Source organism: Bacillus sp. SIMBA_005 (genome assembly GCF_046535585.1).
Lineage (GTDB): Bacteria > Bacillota > Bacilli > Bacillales > Bacillaceae > Bacillus > Bacillus pumilus.
Window position 1 is genome coordinate 42,199 of record NZ_JAWRWI010000014.1, and the last position, 13,147, is coordinate 55,345.

General features: G+C 40.4%; 16 protein-coding genes. 1 reads left to right on the forward strand and 15 read right to left on the reverse strand.

Translation table 11 applies throughout. The features are described from left to right. Window positions 1-77: 77 nt before the first annotated feature. Window positions 78-845, reverse strand: a complete 768-nt coding sequence (locus SB660_RS18170; RefSeq protein WP_050945797.1) for a TatD family hydrolase — start codon at window positions 843-845, stop codon at window positions 78-80. A gap of 81 nt (window positions 846-926) precedes the next feature. Beyond that, on the reverse strand, window positions 927-2,927 hold the full coding sequence (metG, locus tag SB660_RS18175) for a methionine--tRNA ligase (RefSeq protein ID WP_339164679.1): 2,001 nt from the start codon (window positions 2,925-2,927) through the stop codon (window positions 927-929). A gap of 520 nt (window positions 2,928-3,447) precedes the next feature. Here metG and abrB point away from each other — a divergent pair. Continuing rightward, window positions 3,448-3,738 carry a transition state genes transcriptional regulator AbrB gene (gene abrB / locus SB660_RS18180; protein ID WP_087975202.1) on the forward strand — a complete coding sequence of 97 codons (291 nt, stop codon included), beginning with the start codon at window positions 3,448-3,450 and terminating at the stop codon, window positions 3,736-3,738. Window positions 3,739-3,783: 45 nt separating this feature from the next. Here the strand turns inward: abrB and rsmI are convergent, their stop codons facing one another. From rsmI to SB660_RS18245, 13 genes are all read right to left on the reverse strand, one after another. After that, window positions 3,784-4,662 carry a 16S rRNA (cytidine(1402)-2'-O)-methyltransferase gene (gene rsmI, locus SB660_RS18185; RefSeq protein ID WP_180309728.1) on the reverse strand — a complete coding sequence of 293 codons (879 nt, stop codon included), beginning with the start codon at window positions 4,660-4,662 and terminating at the stop codon, window positions 3,784-3,786. Continuing rightward, window positions 4,640-4,936 (reverse strand): GIY-YIG nuclease family protein, encoded by a 297-nt coding sequence (locus SB660_RS18190; RefSeq protein ID WP_003217970.1) that lies wholly within the window; start codon window positions 4,934-4,936, stop codon window positions 4,640-4,642. The genes rsmI and SB660_RS18190 overlap by 23 nt, the downstream gene beginning before the upstream one ends. Further along, window positions 4,923-5,666 carry a tRNA1(Val) (adenine(37)-N6)-methyltransferase gene (locus SB660_RS18195; RefSeq protein ID WP_410583645.1) on the reverse strand — a complete coding sequence of 248 codons (744 nt, stop codon included), beginning with the start codon at window positions 5,664-5,666 and terminating at the stop codon, window positions 4,923-4,925. Before SB660_RS18195 ends, SB660_RS18190 begins: the two co-directional genes overlap by 14 nt. A 55-nt stretch (window positions 5,667-5,721) precedes the next feature. After that, entirely contained in the window at window positions 5,722-6,075 is a 354-nt protein-coding gene (gene yabA / locus SB660_RS18200; RefSeq protein WP_003217957.1) for a DNA replication initiation control protein YabA, read from the reverse strand. A gap of 14 nt (window positions 6,076-6,089) precedes the next feature. Then, window positions 6,090-6,917: a competence/sporulation regulator complex protein RicT gene (gene ricT / locus SB660_RS18205; RefSeq protein WP_003217932.1), complete on the reverse strand. Its 828-nt coding sequence runs from the start codon at window positions 6,915-6,917 to the stop codon at window positions 6,090-6,092. Window positions 6,918-6,919: 2 nt separating this feature from the next. Further along, window positions 6,920-7,909, reverse strand: coding sequence for a DNA polymerase III subunit delta' (gene holB, locus SB660_RS18210; protein WP_058015828.1), 990 nt, complete (start codon window positions 7,907-7,909; stop codon window positions 6,920-6,922). A gap of 11 nt (window positions 7,910-7,920) precedes the next feature. Beyond that, complete coding sequence (locus tag SB660_RS18215; RefSeq protein ID WP_058015827.1) at window positions 7,921-8,361, reverse strand: YaaR family protein; 441 nt, start codon at window positions 8,359-8,361, stop codon at window positions 7,921-7,923. Between the two features lie 12 nt (window positions 8,362-8,373). Beyond that, on the reverse strand, window positions 8,374-8,703 hold the full coding sequence (locus tag SB660_RS18220) for a cyclic-di-AMP receptor (protein WP_012008640.1): 330 nt from the start codon (window positions 8,701-8,703) through the stop codon (window positions 8,374-8,376). A gap of 79 nt (window positions 8,704-8,782) precedes the next feature. Beyond that, complete coding sequence (gene tmk / locus SB660_RS18225; protein ID WP_058015826.1) at window positions 8,783-9,421, reverse strand: dTMP kinase; 639 nt, start codon at window positions 9,419-9,421, stop codon at window positions 8,783-8,785. Next, complete coding sequence (locus tag SB660_RS18230) at window positions 9,418-10,827, reverse strand: aminotransferase class I/II-fold pyridoxal phosphate-dependent enzyme (RefSeq protein WP_410583649.1); 1,410 nt, start codon at window positions 10,825-10,827, stop codon at window positions 9,418-9,420. The genes tmk and SB660_RS18230 overlap by 4 nt, the downstream gene beginning before the upstream one ends. A gap of 77 nt (window positions 10,828-10,904) precedes the next feature. Beyond that, window positions 10,905-11,963: a toxic anion resistance protein gene (locus SB660_RS18235; protein WP_410583651.1), complete on the reverse strand. Its 1,059-nt coding sequence runs from the start codon at window positions 11,961-11,963 to the stop codon at window positions 10,905-10,907. Window positions 11,964-11,983: 20 nt separating this feature from the next. Next, window positions 11,984-12,598 carry a 5-bromo-4-chloroindolyl phosphate hydrolysis family protein gene (locus tag SB660_RS18240; RefSeq protein ID WP_180309732.1) on the reverse strand — a complete coding sequence of 205 codons (615 nt, stop codon included), beginning with the start codon at window positions 12,596-12,598 and terminating at the stop codon, window positions 11,984-11,986. Window positions 12,599-12,726: 128 nt separating this feature from the next. Next, entirely contained in the window at window positions 12,727-12,918 is a 192-nt protein-coding gene (locus SB660_RS18245; protein WP_058015823.1) for a sigma factor G inhibitor Gin, read from the reverse strand. Window positions 12,919-13,147: the final 229 nt, after the last annotated feature.

The window sequence follows — 13,147 nt, forward strand, 5'->3', positions numbered from 1 at the left end:
GAGGCGTAAACGTGTAGAACATTTTCGTTATGTTTCACAAATGGACAAGCTTAAACATGGATTGACATCATATACTGTCAGTTTATACCGAAAACTTTTTTTGCATTTTTTGTGGTCAATTCAGCAAGCTCTTCAAAGCTTATTTCTCGTAACTCCGCAATCTGTTCTGCGATATATTTCACATAACTCGGCTCGTTACGTTTCCCTCTAAATGGCGCTGGCGTTAAGTATGGGCAGTCTGTTTCAATTAAAAGTCGGTCACTTGGTATGTCCTTGACAACTTCCTTCGGTTTTTTTGCATTTTTAAAAGTCACGGGTCCACCGAATGAAATATAAAAGTTCATATCCATACACGCTTTCGCGATTTCTAGGCTGCCAGTAAAGCAATGCATAATCCCACCAACTTCAGCCGCTCCCTCTTCCTTTAAGATCGTCACGACATCTTCCGTTGCGTCACGATTATGAATAATGATCGGAAGATTCACTTCCTTCGCAAGAGCAATTTGACGTCTAAAGACTTCTTTTTGCACATCTTTTGGCGACTTGTCCCAATAGTAATCCAGACCCATTTCTCCAATTGCAACGACTTTCTCATGTTGAGATAATTCTTTGATCCACAGCAAATCCTCATCTGTCATATCAATGGCATCAACTGGGTGCCAGCCAATGGCTGCATAGATGAAATCATACTCTTCAATTAATTCCATTGCTCTCGTAATTGTCGGGCGGTCAAACCCTACCACCACGATTTTTTCGACTTTTTCACTCTTCGCTCTTTCGATCACCTGCTCTAAGTCTTCATTATATTGTTCCGCATTTAAGTGGGCATGTGTATCAAATAACATCGTTGATTGCTCCTTTCGACAATTCTTCCAAAAAACAAAAGGTGTTCGACGAAATGTTACACGTGGAACACCTTTGTTGATTTATAAAATTTTTGTTCCATTTGCTAGAGATTGATCCACTTCAAGAACCTGCAACTTCCCGCCAGTTTCTCCAGTTAAAATCATTCCCTGGGAAATTTCCCCTCTAAGTTTAACTGGTGTGAGATTCGCTACACAGACAAGCTTCTTCCCTACTAATTCCTCAGGTTGATAATGCTTGGCTATCCCTGAAACAATTTGTCTCTTTTCAAATCCAAAATCAAGCTGCAACTTTAGAAGACGATCTGCTTTTTTCACTGGGGCTGCTTCCAGCACCTGTGCAACTCGAAGATCAACTTTTGAGAAATCATCAAATGCAATTTCTGCTCCCAGCTCAGGTAATTCTGTTTCTTCTATTTCTACTTTCTCTTCTTCTACCTTTGGTGCACTTCCCTGCATTTTCTCTTTAATATATGCTACTTCTTCTTCAACCTCTAAACGCGGGAACAAAGGTTCTCCTTTTTGTACCGTCGCTTGTTGAATCGCACCGAAAGATAGAATGCTATCCCAGCTTTTAAGCTTCTCTTCTTCAATGCCAAGCTGGAAGAAGATTTTCTCAGGTGTTTTCGTTAGGAAAGGCGTTAAGAGTACTGCTGTGATGCGCAATGATTCTGCTAAATGATACATAACAGAATGCAGCTCTTTTCGTTTTGTTTCGTCCTTTGCCAGCACCCATGGAGCTGTCTGATCAATGTATTTATTGGTTCTGCTGATTAATGTCCAAACATTTGAGAGAGCCACCGAGAATTCAAGGTTTTCCATCGCTTCTTCATAGGCTTTGACTGTTTGCTCCGCTACTGCTTTAAGCTCCTCATCAAACTCATTAACTGGACCCTTATAGCTGCTTAATGTCCCGTCAAAATATTTTTGTACCATCGCAACTGTACGGTTAAGCAAGTTACCTAAATCATTGGCAAGATCATAGTTTACACGTTCCACAAATCCTTCTGGTGTAAACACACCATCCGCACCAAAAGGTACTTCACGAAGGAGATAATAACGAAGGGCATCAAGACCGTAGCGATCAATTAATGTGACCGGATCTACTACGTTCCCTTTTGATTTAGACATCTTGCCATCTTTCATCAACAGCCAGCCGTGTGCGAAAATTTGTTTCGGCAGCGGCAGATCAAGTGCCATCAGCATAATTGGCCAATAAATCGTATGGAAACGAACAATTTCTTTCCCTACGAGATGCACGTTGGCGGGCCAATATTTTTTATATTTTTCATCCTGATCAGTTCCGTAACCAATCGCAGTTAAATAGTTGAACAACGCATCAATCCATACATAAATGACGTGCTTTGGATTGTTTGGAACTTTAATTCCCCAATCAAAGGTTGTTCTTGATACAGCCAAATCCTCTAAACCTGGTTTAATGAAGTTATTGATCATTTCATTCTTTCTTGATTCAGGCTGAATGAACGTTGGATTCTTTTCGTAATAGTCTAGTAAACGATCCGCATACTTACTCATACGGAAGAAATATGATTCCTCTTTAATTAATTCGACAGGATGTCCGCTGTCAGGGCTTTTTCCGCCAGTGACCTCTCCCTTTTCATTCCGCTCAACATCCACAAGCTGTGTTTCCGTATAGAATGTCTCATCCGGAATACTGTACCAGCCTTCATATTGATCTAAATAAATATCGCCTTGATCAAGCAGCTTTTGAAATACTTGCTCAATGATTTTCGTATGTCTTTTTTCTGTTGTACGGATGAAATCATCATTGGAAATGTCGAGTTTCTTCCATAGTGATTGAATGTCTGCTACGACCGGATCTAAATACTCGATCGGTGTGATGTTTTGTTCTTCAGCTTTTTGCTGAATTTTTTGTCCGTGCTCATCAGTACCCGTTAAATACATCACATCATAGCCTTGAAGACGTTTATAACGAGCCATAGCATCCCCTGCTACTGTCGTATAAGCATGTCCAATATGTAATTTTCCGCTCGGATAGTAAATAGGTGTTGTCAGATAGAACGTTTTTTTCTTTTCCGGCATGTTGGAACCTCCTGCGTGTGTGTAAATGTCAAAAACTCCCGCCCAATGGACGAGAGCGGTTATTATCATTACATGAAAATGTGTTAGATCCATTTATTAAATTTTGCACTTGTGCTTTCTCTATGATACCATCTTAGCCTTTAAGATCAAGCATATATACATAGAACAAGATGAAATGATCGAAAAAGATGAGTTTTTCGAAAAAAACGACAAACCTGTCGACATTTTGTCGAATATTGTCGTAAGAAATCTATTTCCAGATTTACAATTGTCTAATTTAGGGCAAAAGTCTTGTTAATCTGAACTCGTCATTTCTCATATTTTCATAGAAAAAAACCGAAAAATCCTTATAAACCAGTAGTTTCAAGGTCTTTTGACTTTAAGAGTCATATTTTACAAACAATAGTAAACAAAATGATTGACGATTTATGGAAACCTTGTTATGCTATGAATGTAAGGAATTTGTCGAATAATGACGAAGATAATATTATATTAAGAATAAGAACTCTTTGGGAGGAGAATGAAGATGAAATCTACAGGTATTGTACGTAAAGTTGACGAATTAGGACGCGTGGTGATTCCAATCGAACTTCGCCGTACTCTAGGAATCGCTGAAAAAGACGCTTTGGAAATTTATGTTGATGATGAAAAAATTATCCTAAAAAAATATAAACCAAACATGACTTGCCAAGTTACAGGTGAAGTATCAGACGATAACCTTAAACTTGCTAATGGTAAATTAGTTCTTAGCCGTGAAGGTGCAGAGCAAATCATTAACGAAATCCAAAACCAACTTCAATCACAAAAATAAGTTTGATATAAAAAAGGTTCTTGCACCGTTTGCAAGAACCTTTCTTTATTGTTCAATATGATAAGCATCGTATATGGTGCGTTTTGGCACATCACGTTCGACGGCTGTACGCTTAATGGCTTCCTTCGACGTTAATCCTTGTTCTATGTAATGGATCACGTGTTCTTTTTCTGATAAGGGCTTCCACCAGGCTTCTTCATTTAGCTCTTCTTCATCTTGATCGTTCCCTTGTACGACAAGACAGAATTCACCTCGGATTTGATTCTCTGCCGCCCATGTCAGCACAGACTCTAAATCTCCACGAACAAACTCTTCAAATTTTTTCGTCAGTTCTCTCGTAATGGCAATTTTCCGGTTGCCCCACACTTCCTTCATCAAAGTCAGCGTTTCTTTTAACCGATGGGGCGCTTCATAGAAAATGATTGTTTCTTGACGCTTCTTCAAAGTTTCAAGCTGTTTTTTCTTTTCTTTTTTTTGTCGGTCGAGAAATCCATAAAAGAAAAATGGCTGCGGTGTAATCCCTGATGCAATGAGTGCTGTAAGTGCAGCATTTGCTCCAGGTAATGGAACGACATAACCGCCGATATTCGTAAAGTCTCGGACCACTTCAGCACCTGGATCAGAAATTGTCGGTAAACCAGCATCGCTCACGAGTGCGATGTTTTTTCCTTCTTTTAACCATTCGATCAACTTGTGACCGCTGCTGTCCTTGTTATGCTCATGATAACTCGTTAATGGCGTATCAATTTCATAAACATGGCAGAGTTTTTTCGTTTGTCTTGTATCCTCTGCGGCAATATAGTCTACATCTTTTAATGTTTGTATGGCTCGAAACGTCATATCTTCTAAATTGCCAATTGGGGTTGGGACGAGATATAGAATACCCATATCTGATTGATCATCAAAGCTTTTCTGTGTTTTCATGTGCCGCCTCCTTTTCAATACGCATTTCTTCTATATAAAGATCTTTCTTTTTCCGTGTCCACGTTTTGAAACGATATTCTTGCTGCATGGCTTCTCTTTTGGTTGCAAAACATTCATGATAATACAGCTCAACTGGCCGTCTTGCTCTTGTATACTTTGCTCCCTTTCCACTATTGTGGGTCGTCAGTCTTTTTTGTAAATCATTTGTATAACCTGCATATAGGCTGCCGTCTGCACATTTCAATACATAGAAATAATGATTATGCTTCTCCATACAGTATCGTCCTGATTTCCTCAGTATACTCTTGATCATCTCCATAAACAAAAAGAGGCGGGAGAATTTTCAGATCTGGTTTTCCATCTTTTATCCCCTCTACTAAGATGGTATTGGCTTCTTTCCCCTGTTTGGGATAAACAAATTGAATTCGTTTTGGCTCAATTCGGTACTTCTTCATCAATTCCACAATCTCAAGCAGTCGTCCCGGCCGATGAACCATCGCCAGTTTCCCTCCTTGCTTCAGCAGCGTGGAAGAAACACGAATGACATCTTCTAATGTACAATGGATTTCATGCCGAGCAATGGCCAAGTATTCATTCTCATTGATTTCTTCTTTAGAAGGTGTCTTAAAATATGGTGGATTACATGTGATGACATCTACTTTGTGATTGCCGCAGCGTGCTGGCATATCATTTAGATCACCATGAATCAGTTCTATCTGCTTTTCAAGTTGATTATACGCCACACTTCTTTTTGCCATATCAAACAACCGTTCTTGAATTTCGACCCCAGTAATGGAGGCCTTAGATCGAGTCGAAAGCAGCAATGGCACAATACCATTTCCCGTGCAAAGATCAATGATCTCTCCTTTTTGGATGGGCACATACGCAAATTTTGCTAATAACACTGCGTCCAATGAAAAGGCGAAAACCGTTTTACTTTGAATAATTTTCATATCTTCGGCGAGCAAATAATCTAATCGTTCATCTTCTCTTAACGAAACCATGATGTATCCTTTCTTTTCCTGTGAAAAAGGCTTCCGATTCAGCGGAAGCCTTTTCTCATTTTTTATTTAAAAATGACAGACAGAACAAACAGTCTCCCTCTTTACGTATGCTCCCATAATGTACATTGCAAATATGGAAGCCCTCCTGATATAACCGAGCCAGGTTATCATGACCTTCTCCTATATCAGAATGACCTGGTTTCTGAGCAGAATCATTCTCTGTCTCAGACGATTTGTCCCGATCGGACTGATCCAGACGTTCACGCAAGTGCTGATTCTCCATCTGAAGCTGATGATTTTCTTCAATCACTTCACCGATATGATTTTTCAAATCACCTAACTGGCGATAAAGAGAACCGATTTGTTCTTCTAAATTGATCACCGTATCAAATAGTTCCTTTTTATCCAAGGTGGCACACCTCGTTACTCAGTTGTTTGTGCAGATACAACGCCTTCTTGTAATAATTCTTCCCAAGTATATTCTACCACTTTTTCTTGCCCGGTTAATTCAACTTGCAAAATTCGTTCTAAAATGTTGAGCCCTACTACCTTTGCAGAGCCACTAGATGTCTGAATCGTTTCACCGATATCCGGCAATTGTTCTTTCGCTGTTTCATACTCATCATTCTCATATTTCAAGCAGCACATCAAACGACCGCAAAGCCCTGAAATCTTTGTGGGATTTAGCGACAAGTTTTGATCTTTTGCCATCTTAATGGATACTGGTTCAAAATCTCCTAAGAATGTCGAACAGCAAAGCATTCTCCCGCAAGGTCCTATGCCACCCAGCATTTTTGCCTCGTCTCTTACACCAATCTGGCGAAGTTCAATTCTCGTTTTGAAGATCGATGCAAGATCCTTCACTAGCTCACGGAAATCTACTCTTCCATCCGCTGTGAAGTAGAAAATGACCTTATTTCGGTCAAATGTAAATTCAACATCAACCAGCTTCATTTCAAGACCGTGTTCACTTACCTTCTGAAGACATGTATCAAAGGCTGTCATCGCTGCTTCTTTGTTTTCCTCAACGATGAGCCGGTCTCGTTCGTCTGCTACACGAATTACCTTACGCAGAGGAAGAACAACATCGTGTTCATCTACTTTTTTATTAGCGATGACCACTTGTCCGTACTCAACTCCTCTAACCGTCTCTACAATGACACAACTATCATTTTCTATATGAAATCCATTTGGATCGAAATAATAGATTTTGCCCGCTTTTTTAAAGCGAACACCAATTACGTTGTACAAGCTTATCCCTCCTGCAACATCAACACCAATTGCTCCATCAGCCCTTGGGCATTCACGTTGGATTGAAGTCTTTTTTTCGCTTCTAATACAGCAAGGATCTGGTTCGTCACCATCTGCTGTGTGGAATGCAGCGCGTGCTGCTTCATTGTCTGGAATAAGTCTTGATAAATGACTTTATCTTCATTTCCTATTTGAATCGACAATACATCACGATATATAAATAAAAGCATATCCAGACCTGTTTCTTGAAGGTCTTTCTCTTTGAAAAAAGGCATCCATTGATCCTGTATATAAAAAAATGCATGTTCTTTTCGCTGGTGTAAGACTTCATACAATTTTATCACTTTCGCTCTAGACTCTGCAAACTGATCATTTCGACTTAATTCGAGTGCTTCTGCTAAATTGTTGGTTAAATTCGACAAAAGCCTTGCAAGATGCTGAGGTACGCCTTCTTGTAATAGCTGCTGCTCCAAGGATTGTGGCTGCAGCGGCTGAAAACTGAGCATCTGACATCTTGAAATAATCGTATCCAGCATTTTATGCGATTGCTCCGTGATTAAAATTGCCATCGTTTCCCGGTTAGGCTCCTCTAGGAACTTCAATAAACTGTTCGCGGCATTGACCGTCATTTTGTCCGCATGAAGAATGATATACATTTTTCGGTGAGATTCCACACCTGCTTTTGTAAATTCCTCTTGCAATGCCTGTACTTGCGCTTTCTTAATTGATTGACCATCAGGCTGCACGAGATGTAAATCGGGATGGTTTCCTGATTCAATCCTCTTGCAGTTTTGACAGGATTCACACGGTTTCACTCCTGATTTCAAGCAAAAAAAGCTCTTTGCCAAAAGCATCGCAGCATCCTGCTTACCGGTACCTTTTTTTCCTTCAAATAAGTAAGCATGCGCAAGTCGGTCTTTATCAATACTATTAAAAATCAGCCGCATGACGCGCGGCTGCAAATCATTCATGTCATCCCAGCTAATTGCCATGTTATCACTCTCTATGTGTAAAGGTTAATCAATAAACCTTTTATTTCTCCAATACGTTCAAGCAAATCAATAGATGGCTTCTCTTGGTCCATCATATCCTCTGTTAATTCAATCAGCTTTTCATCTAATGCTTTGACTAAAGCGAGTGTACGCGTGTTGCCATAAATGTCAAAGCTTCTTGATGTTTCTATATTTAATCCATTATCGACTGTCTCTTTCACAAAGCGCTTCACAAGACCTTTAAACCTAGCCAAGTCCTTTAAGTTTCGTGACTTTGTCAGCTTTTTACCGAACACTTCGATATCACTTAGCATAACCGTCAGCTGCTCTAAGCGCATTTTGCCGCTTTGCGTCTCCATCGATGCTTTAAAGGAGGCAGATGTTTGGCTTCCTTTAATGCCTTGGAGTTCACGCTTTTCTAAAAGCAGCCGCATATCTTGATTAATTTTCACAGCAACCCATCCTTAGAATTGATGAAATTGTTCAACTGGCAGAATAAAGACAGTAGCTCCACCAACTTCAACCTCAACAGGGTATGGTACATATGAATCTGCGTTACCACCCATTGGAGATACAGGTGCAATCATTTGATCACGTTTACGGCAATTTTCTTTTATAAGCTGTAACGCTTTATCCACTCGGACATCATCACAACCAATGATAAAAGTCGTGTTTCCAGACTTTAAAAACCCACCAGTTGAAGCTAATTTTGTCACGCCGAATTGATGTTCAGTCAATATTTTCAACAACTTGCTGCTATCTTGGTCCTGTACAACGGCAACAATTAATTTCATTTGATTGGCCTCCTTTGTTTTAGGCACAGGTGACATGCCGATGTCTTCCTCTATATTATAACAACGATTGGGAATGAGGTCATATTTGATTTTTCTTTAATGTGTCCTGAATCACTCGAAGTACTTCTTCATAGACATCCTGCATCGGCTGAGAAGCATCCACAACGCGGAATCGTTCTGGTGATTGCGCAATAAGCAGTTCATAGCCTTCTCTAACCAACTGGTGGAAATTCAGCGTCTCCATGTCTAATCGGTTCTTTTCTCTTCCTTGATTGGCGTGAATTCGCTTTAGCCCTTCCTCAGGTGTAATGGAAAAGTAAATCGTCATTTGCGGCATCGTGCCATCAATAGCAAAGTCGTTAATTGATCTGACTTGGTCAATTCCAAGTCCTCTCGCATAGCCTTGATAAGCAAGAGAGCTATCAACAAAACGATCACATAAGACAGTCTCTCCGCGCTGCAATGCCGGTTCTACCTTTTCAGCCAAATGCTGCCTTCTTGCTGCTGCATACAGCAATGCCTCTGTTTTCGCATCCATTTTTGTATTTTTTTCATTTAAAATAACTTCACGGATCTGCTCAGCAATGTCAATGCCGCCCGGCTCGCGTGTCGCCATCACTGCATATCCTTGACGTTCCATTTCTTCGTACACTTTTCGTATCACTGTCGTTTTTCCGGCGCCCTCTGGCCCTTCAAACGTAATAAACATACCGCTCATAGTGTCTCCTCTTCTATATAAACATATAATTTTCTCTGATGAATGACCTGACTTGCTTGAATATGAACCTCGTGACCAAGCAAACGGCTTAACGCCTCAATTTGTTCTATTTCAATGCGCTCTCCCTTAATCATCAAAGGAATACCAGGTGGATAGGGAATAATGGATTCTGCACTCACCCGGTCTGCTGCTTGTTCAAATGGGACAGCCTCTATGTCTTGATTTAGTATATCAGTCTCAATAGATACCGTTTCATTTTGGATATGTTTTTTCCCTTTGAGCAATGAATCACTTTGCTTAAGAGCCTGCTCGATCCGCTTGAAAGGAACGTTTTTCCTCTGTTCTAAGCTAAGTACAAGTAAAACTTGATGTTCGTCCGCAAGCTCTGGATGAACATCCACTGATTCAAGCACCTGTTTTAGTTCGTAACCAGTCAGTCCTTTTGTTGATCGAATGACGCATTTTAAAGGATCGGAATATAGCGAGTCAGGTTCTACCACTTCAAGATAGGTCAAACGGCTGAACTGATCTTTCAGCTCTGTCAGTTCTTTCATAATGACATCCAATGTCGCTTTTCCTTTGATCTCCTCAACATAAGCTCTTGCTACATCTAATGAGGCCATAATTGGATAAGAGGGCGAACTACTTTGAAGCATCGTCAGCAAGGTTTTCAAACGCTTCGCATCGATTCGATCCCCTTGAAGATGAAGATAGGAACCCATCGTCATTGCCGGAAGGGTTTTATGTGCTGATTGTACCACCACGTCCGCTCCATAGGAAAGAGCCGATGGAGGAAAGCCGCCGCCTAATACAAAATGAGCACCATGTGCCTCATCAACCAAAACAATCATACCTGCTTCATGACACATGTGAATTAGCTTTGATAAATCAGCTGCATGTCCGTAGTAATTCGGATAAATCAAAACGATTACCCGGCAATGAGGATGTCTTGCTATGGCTTTTCTCACTGTATCATCCGTCACATGTGTTGGAACGTGCAAGTGTGCGTCTATCTCAGCGTCTATCAAAATAGGCGTTGCCCCTGCCAGCTCGATCGCATGGAAGACAGACTTATGGCAATTACGCTGGACAAAAATCTCGTCTCCCGTGCGGCATGCTGTCATCACCATCGCCAAATTTCCGACTGTTGTGCCATTCACAAGGAAGAAACTTTGATCTGAACCATATAGCTTAGTCAATAAATGTTCTGCCTCTTGGATGACCCCAGTCGGATGATGAAGATCATCAAGACCTTCAAGCTCCGTCACATCCAGTTGAAGGATGGAAGCATAGTGAGACCGTGCCTCATCAAAAAAGACATCTCCATTGTGATGTCCTGGAACGTGAAAAGAATAAGGCTTCTTTTCCGCATGCTGTGCTAATGCTGTATATAAAGGTGTTCTCAAACAAATCGACCCTTTTCACTTTAACGATATCTTAATTCTATTATAACGTTCAAACAAGTGAACCGAAAGATGGTTTCTCATTCCTTTATTGGATTCGCCAACTGCTGCTCTGCCTCATACATACTGCTTTTCAATTGAGCCCGCTCTTGGCTTCCATGTTCTTTCACCTGTAACGTTTCCTGTAATGTTTCAGCTAATTGACGTTGAACCTTTTTCAACGTATCTATAGGGGCTAAAGATGCCTCTTCAAGAATCTGCCCCTGCTGTTTCGATACATTTTCATATGTTTTTTGGATTCGGTTCTCAAGAGCTGAATTGGCCCGCTGCTGAATATGCGTTAATGCAATCGACATTTGGTTGATCCATAGAGGAATAGATGCTGAAACAGTTGATTGAATGTGATTGGCCAATGTATGATTCGTATGCTGGATCATCCGAATTTGAGCATTACATTGCAATGCAATTTGCCGGCTTAACAGCAAATCATACTTTCGTTCCTTTAGTCTCTCCACATACTCTTCTTCATTGACTTCTTGACTCATCAATTGCTCCTCTATTGCCCGTTCAACAGAAAGTTGCGTTTCTGAAAGAGGCTGCTGCTCTATCGTTGACATTTTCGCTTCAACCGCGGCAACCTGCATCGTCATCTCTTGAAAATAAGTTTGATTTTCTTCAAATAAACGCTCTAATAACATATGGTCCGAGATTAATACGCCTCTTGCATAACGAAGCCTTGCTGACAATCTCTCGATCTGTGATTTTGCATGTTGAAAACGTGATATGATCTCCTGAGTAGATCGCTTATCTCGTTGAAACCATTTCAAAAAAATGCCCTGTTTCTTTGGCACTAAATCCTCAGGCTCCACTACATGCAACTGCTGCAAAAAGGCCTCCAGCACGTCTCCTATTTGATCGATATCTTTTTTCTCAACATATTTCATCATCTGTTGTGATTGTTCCAATAGTCGTTCCTGCACACGTGTACCATAGAAAAGGAGCTTTTGCGGATTGTCAGGGATCTGCTGAGCTCGCTGCACGGCTTCTTTTTTTTCTTCATCAGATAAGGTATCAAACACCCGAAACTGAAGATCTGTATTGGAGGTAGGCGGTGTTATGGCGTGATCTTCCGGTTTCATCGAGTGTTGACTCCTTTCATCTATTTCTTTATCATTTTATCAGCTACTTCAAGCTCAATATGAAGAGCTTCTATATCTCTTCCTAACACTTGCTGCAAATCATTCGTCAATTGCTTTTGCAGCTCTGTCAATGTCACTCGGGTTTGGCTCAATGTCATTTCCAGCTCATGACTACGATTAGGTTGATTATATAAGAGTGCATATTTCTCAGTTAGTTCAACGACAGAATCCAAGCTTTCAAAATAAAAACGCTGTGCATCATAAAATCGATTAGGCTCTTTTTTTGTTATTGTATAGATTCGTCGTGCAAGCCGAAAAACTTCATAATTATGTTTGATTGTTTGTACGTTTTTCACAGCAAATAAAGCTTTTTTTAAACGCACAAGCTTTTGCCCTGCTTCTTTTAAATGCTGTTTGATATATACATAATCACTACGAGACAGTCCGTGTTTCTTTAAAAACAATTGGAAAGCAGTCCATCTGCTCCCTACAAACATCACACCCCACCCAATCATCGCATACAGTATCGATAATCCAGCATGATGATGGAAAACCCCTATACTGACGGTTAAAATCACAAGCGAAAAAAAAGTAGAGAGGATGGCCCATATAAATGTATAAAAGATTGATTTCATGTTTATCGACTCCTATGAATAATCAGGCTCTCTGTTTATCTTATTATGAATTACGGATGATGTCCAAACTAAGTTCCAAAAAACAAGCCCAATCCTTCATAGCTCATAAAAAAAGACCATCTAGTGGTCTATGAATACAAAGGCGGCGTATGAAGATTTTTGAGCTTTCTCACATAATCGGAATAGCTAGGATCCGAGGTCGATGTAGAAATTAACTTTCGCTCACAGTCTCGGCACAAAAACTGATGATATAAATAAATTCCCTTTGTCTTGTTCTCTTCACAAATCAAACAAATCGCTTCTCGCTCTTTTTTGTCCATTGTGACACCTCCACTTATAGCTTCAGTATGCCCTAGCGCTTTCAATTGTATACAAAATTAAGAATGTTTTAGATGGTAGTTTAGTATATGTATCCATGTCAGATCGGGTGTTTGTTCCTTTTCTTAAAAAACAAAAAAGACCAGTTCCTAATGGAACTGATCCTTAGACAAGCTTGGCGGCGTCCTACTCTCACAGGGGGAGACCCCCAACTACCATCGGCGCTGAAGA

Bases quoted from the DNA above. Each gene is read 5' to 3' on its own strand.
- SB660_RS18170 (WP_050945797.1), bottom strand. From the start codon at position 845: ATGTTATTTGATACACATGCCCACTTAAATGCGGAACAATATAATGAA.
- metG (WP_339164679.1), bottom strand. From the start codon at position 2,927: ATGCCGGAAAAGAAAAAAACGTTCTATCTGACAACACCTATTTACTAT.
- abrB (WP_087975202.1), top strand. From the start codon at position 3,448: ATGAAGATGAAATCTACAGGTATTGTACGTAAAGTTGACGAATTAGGA.
- rsmI (WP_180309728.1), bottom strand. From the start codon at position 4,662: ATGAAAACACAGAAAAGCTTTGATGATCAATCAGATATGGGTATTCTA.
- SB660_RS18190 (WP_003217970.1), bottom strand. From the start codon at position 4,936: ATGGAGAAGCATAATCATTATTTCTATGTATTGAAATGTGCAGACGGC.
- SB660_RS18195 (WP_410583645.1), bottom strand. From the start codon at position 5,666: ATGGTTTCGTTAAGAGAAGATGAACGATTAGATTATTTGCTCGCCGAA.
- holB (WP_058015828.1), bottom strand. From the start codon at position 7,909: ATGGCAATTAGCTGGGATGACATGAATGATTTGCAGCCGCGCGTCATG.
- SB660_RS18220 (WP_012008640.1), bottom strand. From the start codon at position 8,703: ATGAAATTAATTGTTGCCGTTGTACAGGACCAAGATAGCAGCAAGTTG.
- tmk (WP_058015826.1), bottom strand. From the start codon at position 9,421: ATGAGCGGTATGTTTATTACGTTTGAAGGGCCAGAGGGCGCCGGAAAA.
- SB660_RS18235 (WP_410583651.1), bottom strand. From the start codon at position 11,963: ATGAAACCGGAAGATCACGCCATAACACCGCCTACCTCCAATACAGAT.
- SB660_RS18240 (WP_180309732.1), bottom strand. From the start codon at position 12,598: ATGAAATCAATCTTTTATACATTTATATGGGCCATCCTCTCTACTTTT.
- SB660_RS18245 (WP_058015823.1), bottom strand. From the start codon at position 12,918: ATGGACAAAAAAGAGCGAGAAGCGATTTGTTTGATTTGTGAAGAGAAC.